The sequence below is a fragment of the Bradyrhizobium sp. LVM 105 genome, assembly GCF_003957705.1.
GTDB lineage: Bacteria > Pseudomonadota > Alphaproteobacteria > Rhizobiales > Xanthobacteraceae > Bradyrhizobium > Bradyrhizobium frederickii.
In genome coordinates this window covers 1025478-1041233 of record NZ_QZMV01000001.1, presented here as the reverse complement: position 1 = coordinate 1041233, position 15756 = coordinate 1025478, and the positions used below count along the sequence as shown (strand labels likewise).

Below are 15756 nucleotides of genomic sequence, written 5' to 3'. Positions count from 1 at the left end.
CCGCGCCGAATTGCAACCATCACGGGACGGTCGCGCTGTAGACCTTGGCGGTGTCGAAATACTCGTGGAATTCAACCGCCTTGCCGTCCTCAAAGCGCCAGTAATCGATCTTCGGCGTCTTCGCGACCTTGTTGGTCTTCTTGTTGGTCCATGCGCACTCCCCGCGCGCGACGACGGTGTCGCCCTGCGCGACGAATTCGTTCATCGTGTAGTACTGCATGCTCCAGTCAGCCAGCAGCCCCTCGAAATAGCCTCGCAGTGCATTGCGGTCGTCATAACGCGTGGCAAAAGGCACCGCCGCATTCCCCTGCGGAATCGAATCGAACTCGATCTGCGGGCCGATGACATTGTCGAACCAGTAGTCGACGTCTTGGCCCTTGCTGTCGCTCCACTGGCGATAGGCTTCCTTCAATAGCTGAACATTGGCTTCGCTGGACATCGCATTCCCTCCATATGCATTTCCGACAATGAACGTGGGAAATCGGCCGCCGGCTCTGGAAAGTGGCAGGCTTGTTTCGGCTCTACCTGAAAGCGTACCACAGGCAGCCCCAACAAAAAAAGGCCCCAGATCGCTCCGGGGCCTTTGTGTCGCAACTGCGTACGGCTCAGTAGCGGTAATGATCCGACTTGTACGGACCTTCCTGCTTCACGCCGATGTAGTCGGCCTGGTCCTTGCGCAGCTCGGTAAGCTTGACGCCGATCTTGGCGAGGTGCAGGCGGGCGACCTTCTCGTCGAGCGTCTTCGGCAGCACGTAGACCTTCTTCTCGTACTTGCCGTCCTTGTTGTTGGCGAACAGCTCGATCTGCGCCAGCGTCTGGTTGGTGAAGGACGCCGACATCACGAAGGAAGGATGGCCCATCGCGTTGCCGAGGTTCACGAGGCGGCCCTCCGACAGCATGATGATGCGGTGCTTGTCGGGGAATTCGATCTCGTCGACCTGCGGCTTGATGTTGGTCCACTTCAGGTTACGGAGAGCCGCAATCTGGATCTCGTTGTCGAAGTGACCGATGTTGCAGACGATGGCGCGATCCTTCATCGCGCGCATGTGCTCGATGGTGATGATGTCCTTGTTGCCGGTGGCGGTGACGAAGATGTCGGCGCGGGGCGCGGCGTCTTCCATGGTCACGACCTCGTAGCCTTCCATCGCGGCCTGCAGCGCGCAGATCGGGTCGACTTCCGACACCATGACGCGGCAGCCGGCCTGGCGCAGCGAGGCGGCCGAGCCCTTGCCGACGTCGCCGAAGCCGGCGACCATCGCGACCTTGCCCGACAGCATCACGTCGGTGCCGCGGCGGATGCCGTCGACCAGCGATTCCCGGCAGCCATAGAGGTTGTCGAACTTCGACTTGGTGACGCTGTCGTTGACGTTGATGGCCGGCCACAGCAGCGTGCCTGCCTTCTGCATGTCATAGAGACGATGCACGCCCGTGGTGGTCTCCTCGGACACGCCCTTGATGCTCTTGGCGATGGCGGCGAAGTAACCCTTCGGCTTCTCCTTGAGCTGCTTCTTCAAAAGCGCGAAGAAGACTTCCTCTTCCTCGGAGCCGGGCTTGTCGAGGAAGGCGGCGTCGCCGTTCTCGGCGCGCAGACCGAGATGGACGTACATGGTGGCGTCACCGCCGTCGTCGAGGATCATGTTCGGGTGACCGCCGCCGTGCCAGTCGAACAGCTTCGCGGTGTAGTCCCAGTACTCGGTCAGCGTCTCGCCCTTGACGGCAAAGACGGGAATGCCCGCGGCCGCGATCGCGGCGGCAGCGTGGTCCTGCGTCGAATAGATGTTGCAGGAGACCCAGCGGATGTCGGCGCCGAGCGCGGCCAACGTCTCGATCAGCACGCCGGTCTGGATCGTCATGTGCAGCGAGCCGGCGATCCGCGCGCCCTTCAGCGGCTGCTTCGGGCCGTACTCCTCGCGGGTGGCCATCAGGCCGGGCATCTCGGTCTCGGCCAGCGAGAGTTCCTTGCGGCCGAAATCGGCGAGCGAAATGTCCTTGACGATGTAATCGGTGAAGCCGGGCTTCGCATTCATGTGTGTTTCCTAATCAGTGAGTCTGGCGTGTCAGTAGCAAGGCAAGCTGAACGCTTTGTGGCACCATTCTCCCTCTCCCCGTTCTTACGGGGAGAGGGCCGGGGTGAGGGGCTCTATCCGAGCACTGAGCTCGCGGAGAGTCCCCCTCACCCGCCGCTTCGCGCATAGCCGAAGCCTTGCTTCGGCGTCTCTTAAGTGACGGCCGCCGAAGGCGGCCCATGCTCTCCCCGCAGGCGGGGCGAGGCAAGAGCGTCAGAGCGCGCGCTTGAGCTGCTCGACGAGGTCGGTCTTCTCCCAGGAGAAGCCGCCCTCGTTGTCCGGCGTGCGGCCGAAATGGCCGTAGGCCGAGGTGCGCGCGTAGATCGGGCGGTTGAGGTCGAGATGGGTGCGGATGCCGCGGGGCGTCAGATCCATCGCCTGCGCCGCGGCCTTCTCGAGCTGTTCCTCCGGCACCTTGCCGGTGCCATGGGTGTCGATGTAGATCGACAGCGGACGCGCCACGCCGATGGCGTAGGCGAGCTGGAGCGTGCAGCGGTCAGCAAGCCCGGCGGCGACGATGTTCTTGGCGACGTAGCGCGCAGCATAAGCCGCCGAGCGGTCGACCTTGGTCGGATCCTTGCCGGAGAACGCACCGCCACCATGCGGGGCCGCACCGCCATAGGTGTCGACGATGATCTTGCGGCCGGTCAGGCCGGAATCACCATCGGGGCCGCCGATGTAGAACTTGCCGGTCGGGTTGATGTGCCAGATCGTCTTCGGGGTGATCCAGTCCTTCGGCAGCGCCTCGCGCACATAGGGCTCGACGATCTCGCGGACCTGGTTCGAGGTAAGGTCCGGAACCAGATGCTGGTGCGAGACCACGATCTCGCGCACGGCGACCGGCTTGCCGTTCTCGTATTGCACGGTGACCTGGCTCTTGGAGTCCGGTCCGAGCACCTTCTCCTTGCCGGAGTGGCGGGCTTCGGAGATCAGGCGGAGGATCTTGTGGGCGTAGAAGATCGGCGCCGGCATCAGATCGGGCGTCTCGTTGGTGGCGTAACCGAACATGATGCCCTGGTCGCCCGCGCCCTCTTCCTTGACCTCGCCCGGCTGCAGCGCATCGACGCCCTGGGCGATGTCGGCCGACTGCGGATGCAGGAGGATCTCGATGTCGCAGGTCTTCCAGTGGAAGCCTTCCTGCTCATAGCCGATGTCCTTGATCGCGCCGCGGACGACGCCCTCGATCTGCTCGTTGGTCACCGACTTCGGACCGCGGGTCTCGCCGGCAATCACCACCTTGTTGGTGGTGGCCAGCGTCTCGCAGGCGGCGCGGATCTGCCAGGGGTCGATGCCGGCCTTCGGCCCTTCGCGGTAGAACAGATCGACGATCTCGTCGGAAATGCGGTCGCAGACCTTGTCCGGATGACCCTCGGACACGGACTCGCTGGTGAAGAGATAGGACGCGCGCATCAGTAACCCCTTGTTCCGCCGCTAAGCCGGCGGGCGTTTGCGATGTTTACCTGTGGAAATGTCACTCACGCCGGCGCGAGATGACGTAGGATTCGTCGAGAAACCAGAGCCCATTGTACTTTCGCAGCACGTCCCTGGCGGCATCCAGAGTGCGGCCGTTTTGATTCATTTCTGTCAACCGGTCGTCCTCAATCTGAGCGACATACACCGCCGCATTCCACGCTGCAAAGGCCGTCGAGGTCCCGATCGTACCGGTAACCTCGTTGGGCAGCGCTTCCATATCATACCTGAAGATCGAGCGGTTATCCGCATATGCATTAAAATTTAAGTCGCGGCCCACCGATCCGAGTTCATACTTAACGGCGCGCAATAGCTCATGACGGCTCACCGCGAAAGGATTTTCTCCGGGCCAGATCGCCTGGATCATTTCCATGCCCGGATCCTGGCCATGGGAGTGAATACCGATCAGGCGCCCTCCCGGCCGCAGCGCCCGTGCCAGAGGTGCGATGATCCGCTTGGCCCGGAAGTTGACCGAGGACAGGGCACGGTAGGGCTGGGACGCGATGACGAGATCGAAATTGGCTTCGGTCTGGCCCGGCCGCGGAATGGTCGAATCCAGCAGGAACCTGTGGTCCTCGCGATACAGCACCAGAACCACGGGCCGCTCATACAGCGGCATGGCGGTGCGCGGGCTGATCGCGGCGCGCCAGTTCTGCTCCAGGAACGGCCTCAGCTCGGCGATCTGCTGCTCGAACTCCCCCGATGAGGCGCCCCGCAGCGGGACTTCGTGCCAGACGGTCGCGGCCGCCGCCGCAGGCGATGCCGGCGTGAGCCAGGGCGCCTCCGAATAGAACATGTTGGTGAAGACGAACACCGACGCCGGATGCTCGAAAATGCGGTCCGGCACCTTCTCCAGCGTCAGGCGAAGGTCTTCGAGACTGAGCTCCTTGCCGGCGACGTAGAACGGCATGTGGGGAAAGCGCTGGTGCGTTGCGCGCAGCACCCGCGCCAGCACGGTGCCGTCGCCGACGCCGGCGTCGAACAGGCGCAGGGCCGGCGGGCGCGGATGGATCGAGGCGAGCTCCAGCGCGACCCTGTCCGCGATCACCCGCTTTTCGCTGCAGGTATGGACGAACAGCAGGTATTTCTGGCGGTTCTCGAAGAAGCGGAAATTGCCGCGCGGATCGCGCTTCTCGGGCGGCACCTGAAGCCCCCGCGGCGGCGGCACGCCGCCGGCCATCGAGGCCGCCATATAGGCCTGGATCCGCTCCAGCGTGTCGATGGTGATGCGCTTGCCCTCGCGCAGGCGGTGCACCAGCTTCCCATCGTTCACCGCGCGCCGGCCAAAGGTCGATTCCGCCATGTCCGCCTTACGGCAGAACTCCGTGATCTGGCTCAGGATTTCGTCGTTCTTCATGGAGTGGGACGCGGTGGGCAGACCAAGTGGGACGCACCCTCCTAGCAAAGTCTGCCCACCAAGGGAATAGTGGATCGAGACGCCTCCCCTGCCGCTCACGCCGGCGCCAGCCGTGAACCGCTGCGGCCCACCGGGCAACAAACAGGCGCTTCTCCTGTGAAGGGCCATCGCCATGCGCCGCCTGCTCGTCGCGCTCAGCCTGCTCGCCGCGACCCTTTGGTCCGCACCCGCAGTCGCACAGGCGCGCAATCAGCTTGGGCCGCTCTGCACCACCGACACGACCCCTGCGGAGCAGATGATCGATGCCTGCAACAAGATCATCGCGTTGAAGGTGTTTCGAGGCGAGCAGCTCGCGACCATTCATTTCTGGCGCGCGGTGGGCTGGAATAAGAAGGGCGACTATTCGAAGGTCATCGCCGATGCCACCGAAGCGATCCGACTTCGGCCGAGCCAAGCGGCCTATAATCTCAGGGGATCGGCCTATTACGACAAGGGCGACTACGAGATCGCGATCACCGATTTCGACGACGCACTGACGCTCGGACCGCCCAGCGGCACCATCTTCCACAATCGGGGCAACGCCTGGCGCGGCAAGCACGACTATGCCAAGGCCATCGCCGACTACGACATGGCGATCAAGGCCGATCCGAAATCGGTATTTTCGTTCCAGAACCGCGGCATCTCAAAGCAGGCACTCGGCGACCTCGACGGGGCGCTGGCCGACATCAACCAGGCGATCCGGCTTGATCCTTCGCTGCCGCAGCCGCTGATCAACCGCACCGCGATCTGGCGCGCCAAGGGCGATCTCGATCGCGCCATCGCCGACGGCAGCGAGGCGATCCGGCTGGCCAAGGAAAGGCCGCCGGTCAACATCATGACGCCGCCGAACAGCGTGCTGATCTCCGGCTACACCCATCGCGCGCTGGCGTATGAAGCCAAGGGCGACTACGCCCGCGCGCGCGACGACTACCAGGCGACGCTGGCGATCGTGGCGTCCGACGCCGGCAGCAAGGCCAACCAGGCCACCGCAAAGGTCCGGCTGTCGCTGGTGACGGACGCGGGCGCGCCGATCCCGCGCGATGCGCCCTCGCCGACGACCCAGCCGGCGAATAGTCCTGCCCCACAGCAGACCGGCGCGGCACCGGCCCCCTCGCCTGCTCCGGCCGCTCGCGGCGCACGCATGGCGCTGATCATCGGCAACGGCGGCTATGACCATGTCAAGGCGCTGCCCAATCCCGCCAACGACGCGCGCGCCGTCGCCAAGAGCCTGCGCGACATCGGCTTCACCGTGTCGGAGGGCATCGATCTCGATCGCGCCGCGATGCAGAAGATGACGCGCGACTTCCTGCGCGAAGCCGCCCGGGCGCAGGTCGCGGTGGTCTATTATGCCGGCCATGGCGTGCAGGTCGACGGCCGCAACTATCTCATTCCCGTCGACGTCGCGCTCAAGCCGGGCACGGCCATGACCGAGGCGATGATCGACATGGACACGATCATGGCCGGCCTCGACGACCAGGTTCGCACCAACATCTTGATCTTCGACGCCTGCCGCAACAATCCCATGGCGCAGCAGGTGGCAAGCGCCGGCACCAATCGCGGCATTGAAGGCGCATCGGGCCTCGCGGCACCGACGAGCCTGGGCACTGGCGCGACATTGGGCGCAGGCACGCTGATCGCCTTCGCGACCGCGCCGGGCCAGGTCGCGCTCGACGGCGAAGGCGCCAACTCGCCGTTTTCCGCCGCGCTCTCCCGCCACCTCGGCACGCCCGGGCTGGAGGTGCAGCAGATGCTAACGCGGGTGCGGGCGGAGGTGGTCTCGACCACCAAGAACAAGCAGGTGCCGTGGTCGAACTCGTCGCTGCTGGGCGAGGTTTATCTGGCGGAGAAGTGAGATACGCTCGTGCCCCGGACGCAGCGTAGCGCTTCCCTGGCGATGCGAAGCATCGTCCCGCGAGCGGTGCGCTGCTGAGCCCGGGGCCCACATCTCCGAATAGCAAATCCTGCAGCATGGGTCCCGGCTCTGCGCGGCAACGCAGGAGCGTTGCAGCGCGTCCGGGACACGAGGGCGGCTAGCTCCGCGGCTTTTGGCCCCACACTTCCTTCGCGATCTCGACCGCGAGGCTGAGCTTGGCCCATTGCTCTTCCTCGGAGAGGATGTTGCCCTCTTCCGTCGAAGCGAAACCGCATTGCGGGGAGAGCGCGAGCTGCTCCAGCGGCGCGAACTTGGCGGCTTCCGCCAGGCGGCGCTTGATGTCGTCCTTCTTCTCGAGCTCACCGAACTTCGAGGTGATGACGCCGACCACGACGACCTTGTTACCTTTGGGCAGGAAGCGCAGCGGCTCGAAGCCGCCGGCACGGTCAGAGTCGTATTCCAGGAAGTAGCCGTCGTAATTGGTGCCGGCGAGCATGGTTTCGGCAACGGGCTCGTAGCCGCCCGAAGAAATCCAGGTCGAGCGGAAATTGCCGCGGCAGACATGGGTCGTCACCACCATGTCGGCGGGCTTCTCGGCCAGCGCGTAGTTGATGATGCGCGCATAGATCTGCTGGAGACCATCCGGATTGTCGCCGCGCTCGCGCGCCTTCTGCAATTCGTCCTGCGAGCAGAGATAGGCCCACACGGTGTCGTCGAACTGGAGATAACGGCAGCCGGCGTCGTAGAACGCCTTCACCGCCTTGCGATAGGTCCTGCCGAGGTCCTCGTAGAAGGCCTCGAGATCGGGATAGACGTCCTTGGAGATCGACTTGCGGCCGCCGCGGAAGTGCAGCACAGCGGGCGACGGTATCGTCATCTTGGCGGTGACGTGGGCCTGGTCGGCGACCTTCTTCAGGAAGCGGAAGTGATCCAGCATCGGGTGATCGGCGGGAAAGTCGAGCTTGCCGATGACGCGCACCGCGTCGTGACGGGTCTGCACGCCCGCGAACTGGATGCCGGTGTCGGGGTGGAACAGCTCGCAGCCGGTGAGCTTGGCCAGGAAGTCGAAATGCCACCAGGAGCGGCGGAATTCGCCGTCGGTCGCGAGCTTGAGCCCGATCGAGGCCTGCTTGTGCACGACCTTCTCGATCTCCATGTCCTCGATCTTGCGCAGATCGTCGGCCGAGATCTCGCCCTTCTCGAGCCGGGTGCGGGCTTCCTTGATCTTGGCCGGACGCAGGAGGCTACCGACCTCGTCGGCACGGAAGGGGGCTCTGGTTCGCTGCATTTTTGTTTCTCCCGAAATTTCAGTCGGCGCTCGTTGTACTGCCTCTCCCCGCAAGCGGGGAGAGGCGAAGAAAAAGTCAGTGGGCCACCGCCCCAGCGACGCCGAGGTGCCGCTCCAGGACCGAAGGGTCGGCCTTCAGCGCGGCGCTCGGGGCGTCGTGGACGATCGTTCCGCGCTCCAATATCACAACGCGGTCGGCCAGCCCCAGAATCTTTTGGGCATTCTGCTCGACGATGATCGAGCAGATGCCGCCCGCCCGGGTGATGGTCCCGATCGCCTTCAGGAGCTCCTCGACGATGATGGGGGCAAGGCCCTCGGTCGGCTCGTCCAGCAGCAGCACTTTCGGATTGAGGGTGAGCGCGCGCCCGATCGCCAGCATCTGCTGCTCGCCGCCGGAGAGCTGATTGCCAAAGTTGGTCCGCCGCTCCTTCAGCCGCGGGAACATCTCGTACACCTTCTCGACCGTCCAGGGGCCCGGCTGCGCCACCGCGGTCATGTTCTCCTCGACCGTGAGCGAGCGGAAGATGTTGCGCTCCTGCGGCACCCAGCCGATGCCGGCGCGCGCGCGCTGGTCGGGCCGCAAGCTGGTGACGTCGGTGCCGGCGAGCACGACCGAGCCGGAGAAGCGGCGGGTGACGCCGACGATGGAGTTGATCAGCGTGGTCTTGCCGGTGCCGTTGCGGCCAAGCAGCGCCAGGACCTGCCCCTCGGCGAGGCGCAATGACATGTTGGGCAGCACCACCGCTTCGCCATAACCCGCGCGAAGTGAATCGATCGCGAGCAGGTCAGACATTGACCGCCTCCTCGCCGAGATAGACCGCCTTCACTTGCGGATCGCGCGCGACCTGCTCCGGCGGGCCTTCGGTCAGCAGCGCGCCGGAGACCAGCACCGAGATGCGGTCGGCAAAGGAGAAGACGAGGTCCATGTCGTGCTCGATCAAGAGCACGGTGACGTCGCGCGGCAGCGCGCCGACCACGGCGAGGATGTCGTGGCGCTCGCTCTCAGGGACGCCCGCGGCAGGCTCGTCGAGCAGCAGCACGCGCGGCTTGGCCGCGATCGCGACCGCGATCTCGAGCAGACGCTGCTTGCCGTAGGGCAGCGTCACGGTCTGCTCGTTCATGACGTCGAGCAGGTGGAAGCGGGTCAGGAGATCGGCGATCTCGCCATTGACGTCGCTGCGCGTGCCCATCCGCCGCCACCAGTCGCCGCCATGGCCGAGACGCTCGGAGACGGCAAGACCGATGGTCTCGAGCGGGGTCAGATCGGGATAGAGCTGGTTGATCTGGAAGGTGCGCGACAGGCCGAGCAGCACGCGCTTGTGCACGGGCAGATCGGTGATGTCCTGGCCTTCGAGCAGGATGCGACCCGAGTTCGGCTTCAGCACGCCGGTGAGCTGGTTGATCACCGTGGTCTTACCGGCGCCGTTCGGACCGATCAGCGCGTGCCGGGCGCCCTGCTCGACCCTCAGCGAGAGATCGCGGGTGACGCGCAGGCCGCCGAACTGCTTTTCGAGCTTCTGGGTTTCGAGCGCGATGGTCATGCCTCGCTCTCCGGTACGGCGACGACCGCCTTGCGTCCGGCAACCTGTCTGATGACCAGGTTCGGCACATACAGCACCCAGCGATGCAGGCGCTGTCGGCCGACCAGCACGATCACGACCAGCACGAGGCCGATCCAGAACTGCCAGTATTGGGGGGTGATGGTGGAGAACAATTCCTGGAGCATGCGGAAGATCACCGCACCAATCAGCCCACCATAGAGATAGCCGGTGCCGCCGATGACGAGCACCAGCATCAGATCGGCCGAGCGCTCGAAGGCGAAGACGTCGAGCGAGGCGATCGCGGTGGTCTGGGTGAACAGCGCGCCCGCGATGCCGGCATAGAACGCAGCCAGCGTGTAGATGGCGATCAGGCGGCGGTTGACGGGAATGCCGATCGCCGCAGCCCGCAGCGGGTTGTTCTTGATCGCGCGCAGCGACAGGCCGAATGGCGAATGCACGACGCGGCGGGCGAACAGGAACAGGAGGAACAGCACCGCCAGCGAATAGAAGAAACCGGCCTTGCCGAACATGTCGAACGGAACCTGGCCGAAGATCGGCTGCATCTCGATGCCTTGCAGGCCGTCGGTACCGCCGGTGATGTTGGAGAAGCGCTCGGCGAGCGCTTCCAGCAGCAGCGCGATGCCGAGCGTCACCATCAGGCGTGTGAGGTCGACGCCGCGGATCACCAGGAAGCTGGTGGCAAAGCCAAGCACCATCGCGGCCAGGCCTGAGACGATCAGCGCGAGCACGGGCTCGTTGACGATACCGTGAAGCGCGAGAAGTCCCGCGGCATAGGCGCCGACGCCGAAGAAGGCGGCGTGGCCGAGCGAGACGATGCCGGCATAGCCAAGGATGAGATCGAGCGACATCGTGAACAGCGCCAGGCGCAGGATGTCGGTCATGATCAGATAGCGCGAGGGAAAGGCGAAGCCGCAGGCCAGCACGATCAGCCAGAAGGCGATTTCGCCGTAGTGCCAGCGCGCCTGGCGCTGAGCGTGATAACCGACGTCGGAAGCAGCGTTCATCGGCGAACTCAACGCGCGGCCGTGCGGCCGAACAGGCCGTTCGGGCGCCAGATCAGGATCACTATCATCATGGTGTAGATCACGAAGGGGCCCATCTTCGGCACGTAATATTTGCCGGCGACGTCGCCGATGCCGAGCAGGAGTGAGGCCAGGAACGGGCCTGTTATCGAGGAGGAGCCGCCGACGGTGACCACGATCAGGAAGTAGATCATGAACTTCAGCGGGAAGTACGGATCGAGGCCGAGGATCTCGGCGCTGAGCGCGCCGCCGAGGCCGGCGAGGCCGCAACCAAAGGCAAAGGTAAAGGCGAACACCTGCGGCACGTTGATGCCGAGGCCGCTCGCGGCACGGGGATCGTCGACGGCGGCGCGCAGGCGGCTGCCGAAGCGGGTCTTGGCGAGCACCATCTGCAGAGCGATGGTGAGCAGGCCGCAGATCACGATGATCATCAGCCTGTAGCGTCCGATGCCGACGCCGAACAGGTCGAACTGGCCTTGGAGCGCGGCCGGCAAATTGATGAAGACCCGCGAGGAACCCTGGATGTAGTCGACGGCTGCAACCGACATGAAGGTCAGGCCGATCGTGAACAGAACCTGGTCGAGATGGCTGCGCGCATAGAGGTGGCGGTACAGCGTGCGTTCGAGCACAATACCGATCGCGGCCGAGGAGACGAAGGCGAGCGGCAGTGCGGCGAAAAACGGCCAGCCCATCCGGTTGACCAGCACCATGCAGACATAGCCGCCTGCCATGGCGAAGGCGCCATGGGCGAGGTTGACGAAGTTCATCAGGCCGAGCGTGACCGCAAGCCCGCAGGCGAGCACGAACAGCAGCATGCCGTAGGCAACGCCATCGAACAGGTTGGTGAGGATTGCGGTCATCGTCTCAGCTTGGAGTTATCGTCATGGCCGGGCTCGTCCCGGCCATCCACGTTCTTGTCTGGGCTTTGCGTGGATGCCCGGGACAAGCCCGGGCATGACGCAGAAAGTGGCTCGCGAGATCCCGGATGCGCGCTAAGCGCGCCCCGGGATGACGCGCTTACGCGCGTCACTTCTTGGTCTTGCCGAGATCCTTGACCGCCTCGAAGGTGGCGAACTCGACATTGTAGAGCTCGCCGTCGACCTTCTCCACCTTGCGGATGTAGATGTTCTGCACGATGTCGCGGGTTTCGGGATCGATCGAGATCGGACCGCGCGGGCTTTCCCACTTCTGGCCCTTCATGGCTTCGACCAGCTTGGTGCCGTCGGTGTCGCCGCCCGTCTTCTTCAGCGCTTCGTAGATCAGGTGGATGCCGTCATAGCCGCCCACCGCCATGAAGCCCGGACGATTGCCGAACGCCTTCTTGTAGGCGGCGACGAAATCCTTGTTCATCTGCGAGGGGTGCGCTGCGGAGTAGAGATGCGCGGTGACCGTGCCGAGCACGGCGTCGCCCATGTTGTTGAGCAGGTCGTCGTCGGTGACGTCGCCCGGCCCGATCACCTTGATGCCGGCCTTGTCGAGGCCACGCTCGGCATATTGCTTCATGAAGTTGCCGCCCTGGCCGGCCGGCACGAACACGAAGATCGCGTCGGGCTTGGCGTCCTTCATGCGCTGCAGAAACGGCGCGAAGTCGGGGTTCTGCAGGGGAACCTTGACCTCTTCGACCACCTCGCCGCCGCCGGCCGTGAAATGCTGCTTGAAGAAGTTGAGGGCGTCATTGCCCGGCGCGTAGTCCGAAGTCAGCGTCGCGACCTTCTTGATGCCGTTCTTGACGGCCCAGTCGCCGATGATGGTGGAGGACTGCGCCAACGTGAAGCTGGTGCGCACGATATAGGGCGAGCGCTCAGTGATGATGGACGTGCCGGCCGCCATCACGATTTGCGGAATCTTGGCCTGGGTGGCCAGGGGCGCGGCGGCGAGAGCGGCCGGCGTCACGCCGAAGCCGGCGATGAAGTTGACCTTGTCGTTGACGATCAGCTCCTGCGCGGCAGTCTTGGTCTTGTCCGGGATCGCGGCGTCGTCCTTGACGATGATCTCGATCTTCTTGCCAGCGACGGTGTCGCCCTTCTGCTGCATGTAAAGCTTGATCGCGTTCTCGATCTGCTTCCCGGTCGAGGCCTGGCCGCCCGTCATCGGCAGGATCAGGCCGATCTTGACGCTGTCCTGGGCCTTGGCCGGCGCGACGGCCGCGAGGCTTGCGATGGCGGCCGCTACGGCAGTCCGCGAAAAAATCTTGCGTTCGAACATCAGATGTCCCTCCCCTTCATTCCTGCGTTCTTGTGAGCCGGACCGAGTGCCCGGTCCTTGCCGCTCTTCACTTGCGGACAAGCCATGCCGTGCGGCCACATGGCGTCCTCTGCAACCCCGTTGTCAATCGGACGTTGGGCGACCATTCGGCGCAAGCCGCGTGATCCGCCTCAACGTCGGGCGGGAGAGATTTGTACGATTGTACAAATGAAATGGTCCTGTCAACGAAAAAGCCCCTTGCCCGGATGGCGATGGCTCGTTGACGCGCCACTCTAAGGAGGCCGCACGATGCAGTGGATGGAGGATTCCGCCTCTCACTTGCAGAATCTGGACATCTCACGGCTCCGCGGTGAAGCCCCTCGTCACGCTGACCCAAGCCACCTGAACGAAAGCACGTAATGTATACCGTATCAGCTCAAACGAGCGCTTCAAGACCGAAGTTTGCGTATTATAATACCAATCATGTATACATTCTCCCCCACCGCTGAATAGGCCAATTTTACTGGTTGAGAGCTATGGTTCGCCGCTGACGCCATCCGGCGCTCCTCATCCAGGCCCGATCGGGCACGACCCAAAAGATGTCCATGCGCACCCGTCCGCTTTCGATCGCCGCAGTCGCCCTGCTCGCTTCCGGCCTTGCAGGCTGCGGCACGGTCAACGAGAAGCTCTCCGCCGGCATGGGTGACTACGTCCCGCAATGGGCCGGCGGCCTGCCGGCCGATGCCCCGCCGCGGCCGGGCACACCGCAATACGACGCCTACATGAAGGAACGCGAGCGCAAACGGCTGCTGCCGGCCGCGGACCGCGAGAAGGAAGAGCAGGCGCAGAAGGGCGCGACGGCGACGACGTCGGGGAGCCCGGTGCGCTAACGGAGCGAATGGCGAATAGGGAGTGGCGAATATACCCTCTCCCATTCGCTACTCGCCACTCCCCATTCGCTAATCCACGAACACCACGGTCTTTCGGCCGTTGAGGATGACGCGATCGTCGAGATGGTAGCGGATCGCGCGGGCCAGCACGCGGCGCTCGATGTCCCGACCCTTGCGAACCAGATCTTCCGGCGTGTCGCGATGACTGATGCGCTCGACGTCCTGGTCGATGATCGGGCCTTCGTCGAGATCGCGCGTGACGTAATGCGCGGTGGCGCCGATCAGCTTGACGCCGCGCTCATGGGCCTGGTGATAGGGCTTTGCGCCCTTGAAGCCCGGCAGGAACGAGTGGTGGATGTTGATGCAGCGGCCCGAAAGCTTGGCCGACAGATCATCCGACAGAATCTGCATGTAGCGGGCGAGCACGACGAGATCGGTCTTCGTCTTGCCGACGAGGTCCATGATCTGCGCTTCCTGCTCGCGCTTGGTCTCCTTGGTCACCGGCAGGTGGTGGAACGGAATGCCGCCGAAATCGAGCCCGGCATAGACCTCCCGCGGATGGTTGGAGACGATCGCAGTCAGCGTCATCGGCAACTCGCCGGTGCGCCAGCGATAGAGGATGTCGACCAGGCAGTGGTCGGACTTCGACACCAGCAGCATCACCTTGCGATGCGCGGCGCGGTCGCGCATCTGCCATTCCATGCCGAAACGCTCGGCGATCGCGGCAAAGCCGGTCTGCAGCGCCGACAGTTCCACGGCAAGATCGGCCGCGGTGAACACCACCCGCATGAAGAACTTCTTGGTCTCGATGTCGTCGAACTGCTGGGCGTCGAGAATGTTCTGTCCATTGTGGGCGAGGAACGTCGACACCGCCGAGACGATGCCGGGCCGATCCGGACAGGACAAGGTCAGAACATATTGATGATCGGGCATGTTGATGAACGGGCTTGGCTCTTGATGAAGGTTTGTGCAGCGGAACGACCTGCGATCTGCGCCCTGCTCTAGCACCGACCCCGCCCTTGCGCCAATCCCGAGACTTGCTTCAGCACAATGCACGGAGTCAGGATGAACGGACGATTGCGAATGACCACCGGAGAATCCCCATGGCCGACCGCCTGAACGGCTATCGCATCCTGATCCTGGAAACGCGCGAGGAGGCGCAGTTTTCCAAGCTGCTGGCCGAGCAAGGCGCCGAGGTCGTGCAATGCCCGATGTTCACCATCCACGACGCGCCGGACCCGGCTCCGGTCGAGGCCTGGATCCGCCGCGCCATTGAGCAGCCGCTTGACGATCTCGTGCTGATGACCGGCGAAGGTCTACGGCGGATCATGAAGCTTGCCCGCGCCCGCGGGCTCGACGCTGCCCTTGTCGCGGCGCTCGCCAAGGCGCGGAAATTCACCCGCGGCCCAAAGCCCGGCAAGGCGCTGCGCGAGATCGGTCTGGAGGCGCAGCAGACCACCGAGAAGCCGACCACCGAGGGCGTGATCGAGATGCTGGGCAGGCTCGACCTCAGGGAACGGCGCCTCGGACTTCAGCTCTATCCCGACAAGGATCATAGCGCGCTGACCGACGCGCTCGCCGCGCAAGGCGCCGCGGTCGATACGGTGCTGCCCTATGTCTACGATTCCAAGGCCGCCGATGCCAACATCATCGCCGCCGTGGACGACATGGCCGCGGGACGGATCGATGCCCTCGCGCTCACCAATCTCGGCCAGGTCCGCCGCCTGATCGAGGCCGCGAAGGCGCATGGCAGCGAGGCCAAGCTGCGCGCCGGCCTCGAACAGACGCTGATTGCGTCGGTCGGCCCTGCAGTCTCCGGAGAGCTCGCCGCGCATGGCTTGCGCACCGACGTTTCGCCGGCGGAGGAAGCGTACTTCATGCGCCCGCTGATCTCGGCGATGGCGGCAGCGCTCGCCGAGAAACGGCCGAAGGTAGCGGGTTAATCACTAGGCGACGATGCCTAAAGCGCGATGCGATTAGGATGAATCGTCATCGCGCTTTAGGT

14 protein-coding genes are annotated in these 15756 nt (G+C 64.4%); 3 read left to right on the top strand and 11 right to left on the bottom strand.

All coding sequences use genetic code 11. The features are described 5' to 3' along the window. Positions 1-19: 19 nt before the first annotated feature. The 4 genes from D6B98_RS04920 to D6B98_RS04905 all read right to left on the bottom strand — a co-directional run bounded on the left by D6B98_RS04920 (position 20) and on the right by D6B98_RS04905 (position 4893). On the bottom strand, positions 20-439 hold the full coding sequence (locus tag D6B98_RS04920) for a nuclear transport factor 2 family protein (protein ID WP_126255763.1): 420 nt from the start codon (positions 437-439) through the stop codon (positions 20-22). 166 nt (positions 440-605) lie between these two features. Continuing rightward, complete coding sequence (ahcY, locus tag D6B98_RS04915; RefSeq protein ID WP_126255762.1) at positions 606-2027, bottom strand: adenosylhomocysteinase; 1422 nt, start codon at positions 2025-2027, stop codon at positions 606-608. A gap of 252 nt (positions 2028-2279) precedes the next feature. Further along, on the bottom strand, positions 2280-3476 hold the full coding sequence (gene metK / locus D6B98_RS04910) for a methionine adenosyltransferase (RefSeq protein WP_028137567.1): 1197 nt from the start codon (positions 3474-3476) through the stop codon (positions 2280-2282). Positions 3477-3537: 61 nt separating this feature from the next. Continuing rightward, complete coding sequence (locus D6B98_RS04905) at positions 3538-4893, bottom strand: hypothetical protein (RefSeq protein WP_126255761.1); 1356 nt, start codon at positions 4891-4893, stop codon at positions 3538-3540. A 172-nt stretch (positions 4894-5065) separates the two neighbouring features. Between D6B98_RS04905 and D6B98_RS04900 the strand changes: the two genes are divergently transcribed. After that, positions 5066-6784 carry a caspase family protein gene (locus D6B98_RS04900; RefSeq protein ID WP_126255760.1) on the top strand — a complete coding sequence of 573 codons (1719 nt, stop codon included), beginning with the start codon at positions 5066-5068 and terminating at the stop codon, positions 6782-6784. Positions 6785-6962: 178 nt separating this feature from the next. Here D6B98_RS04900 and D6B98_RS04895 read toward each other — a convergent pair whose 3' ends face one another. From D6B98_RS04895 to D6B98_RS04870, 6 genes are all read right to left on the bottom strand, one after another. After that, positions 6963-8093 (bottom strand): cobalamin-independent methionine synthase II family protein, encoded by a 1131-nt coding sequence (locus D6B98_RS04895; protein WP_126255759.1) that lies wholly within the window; start codon positions 8091-8093, stop codon positions 6963-6965. Between the two features lie 76 nt (positions 8094-8169). Next, a complete protein-coding gene (locus D6B98_RS04890) occupies positions 8170-8886 on the bottom strand; it encodes an ABC transporter ATP-binding protein (RefSeq protein WP_126255758.1) in 717 nt (238 codons plus the stop codon). Next, a complete protein-coding gene (locus tag D6B98_RS04885; RefSeq protein WP_126255757.1) occupies positions 8879-9634 on the bottom strand; it encodes an ABC transporter ATP-binding protein in 756 nt (251 codons plus the stop codon). The genes D6B98_RS04890 and D6B98_RS04885 overlap by 8 nt, the downstream gene beginning before the upstream one ends. After that, the gene (locus tag D6B98_RS04880; protein WP_126255756.1) at positions 9631-10659 is read right to left on the bottom strand and encodes a branched-chain amino acid ABC transporter permease; all 1029 of its coding nucleotides are present in this window, start codon (positions 10657-10659) and stop codon (positions 9631-9633) included. The genes D6B98_RS04885 and D6B98_RS04880 overlap by 4 nt, the downstream gene beginning before the upstream one ends. 8 nt (positions 10660-10667) lie before the next feature. After that, positions 10668-11537: a branched-chain amino acid ABC transporter permease gene (locus tag D6B98_RS04875; RefSeq protein ID WP_035674417.1), complete on the bottom strand. Its 870-nt coding sequence runs from the start codon at positions 11535-11537 to the stop codon at positions 10668-10670. Positions 11538-11703: 166 nt separating this feature from the next. Continuing rightward, positions 11704-12882 carry an ABC transporter substrate-binding protein gene (locus D6B98_RS04870; RefSeq protein WP_126255755.1) on the bottom strand — a complete coding sequence of 393 codons (1179 nt, stop codon included), beginning with the start codon at positions 12880-12882 and terminating at the stop codon, positions 11704-11706. A 578-nt stretch (positions 12883-13460) separates the two neighbouring features. On the opposite strand from D6B98_RS04870, the gene D6B98_RS04865 reads away from it, so the two are divergent. Next, positions 13461-13751, top strand: a complete 291-nt coding sequence (locus tag D6B98_RS04865; RefSeq protein WP_205680449.1) for a hypothetical protein — start codon at positions 13461-13463, stop codon at positions 13749-13751. 69 nt (positions 13752-13820) lie between these two features. Here the strand turns inward: D6B98_RS04865 and purU are convergent, their stop codons facing one another. After that, positions 13821-14684, bottom strand: coding sequence for a formyltetrahydrofolate deformylase (purU, locus tag D6B98_RS04860; RefSeq protein WP_126255753.1), 864 nt, complete (start codon positions 14682-14684; stop codon positions 13821-13823). A 170-nt stretch (positions 14685-14854) separates the two neighbouring features. On the opposite strand from purU, the gene D6B98_RS04855 reads away from it, so the two are divergent. After that, positions 14855-15694: a uroporphyrinogen-III synthase gene (locus D6B98_RS04855; protein WP_126255752.1), complete on the top strand. Its 840-nt coding sequence runs from the start codon at positions 14855-14857 to the stop codon at positions 15692-15694. Positions 15695-15756 lie beyond the last annotated feature (62 nt).

What these genes read in the sequence shown, in the direction of transcription:
- purU (WP_126255753.1), bottom strand. Translation starts at nt 14,684, where the DNA reads ATGCCCGATCATCAATATGTTCTGACCTTGTCCTGTCCGGATCGGCCC.
- D6B98_RS04875 (WP_035674417.1), bottom strand. Translation starts at nt 11,537, where the DNA reads ATGACCGCAATCCTCACCAACCTGTTCGATGGCGTTGCCTACGGCATG.
- D6B98_RS04890 (WP_126255758.1), bottom strand. Translation starts at nt 8,886, where the DNA reads ATGTCTGACCTGCTCGCGATCGATTCACTTCGCGCGGGTTATGGCGAA.
- D6B98_RS04895 (WP_126255759.1), bottom strand. Translation starts at nt 8,093, where the DNA reads ATGCAGCGAACCAGAGCCCCCTTCCGTGCCGACGAGGTCGGTAGCCTC.
- D6B98_RS04870 (WP_126255755.1), bottom strand. Translation starts at nt 12,882, where the DNA reads ATGTTCGAACGCAAGATTTTTTCGCGGACTGCCGTAGCGGCCGCCATC.
- D6B98_RS04880 (WP_126255756.1), bottom strand. Translation starts at nt 10,659, where the DNA reads ATGAACGCTGCTTCCGACGTCGGTTATCACGCTCAGCGCCAGGCGCGC.
- metK (WP_028137567.1), bottom strand. Translation starts at nt 3,476, where the DNA reads ATGCGCGCGTCCTATCTCTTCACCAGCGAGTCCGTGTCCGAGGGTCAT.
- D6B98_RS04920 (WP_126255763.1), bottom strand. Translation starts at nt 439, where the DNA reads ATGTCCAGCGAAGCCAATGTTCAGCTATTGAAGGAAGCCTATCGCCAG.
- D6B98_RS04885 (WP_126255757.1), bottom strand. Translation starts at nt 9,634, where the DNA reads ATGACCATCGCGCTCGAAACCCAGAAGCTCGAAAAGCAGTTCGGCGGC.
- ahcY (WP_126255762.1), bottom strand. Translation starts at nt 2,027, where the DNA reads ATGAATGCGAAGCCCGGCTTCACCGATTACATCGTCAAGGACATTTCG.
- D6B98_RS04900 (WP_126255760.1), top strand. Translation starts at nt 5,066, where the DNA reads ATGCGCCGCCTGCTCGTCGCGCTCAGCCTGCTCGCCGCGACCCTTTGG.
- D6B98_RS04855 (WP_126255752.1), top strand. Translation starts at nt 14,855, where the DNA reads ATGGCCGACCGCCTGAACGGCTATCGCATCCTGATCCTGGAAACGCGC.
- D6B98_RS04905 (WP_126255761.1), bottom strand. Translation starts at nt 4,893, where the DNA reads ATGAAGAACGACGAAATCCTGAGCCAGATCACGGAGTTCTGCCGTAAG.
- D6B98_RS04865 (WP_205680449.1), top strand. Translation starts at nt 13,461, where the DNA reads ATGTCCATGCGCACCCGTCCGCTTTCGATCGCCGCAGTCGCCCTGCTC.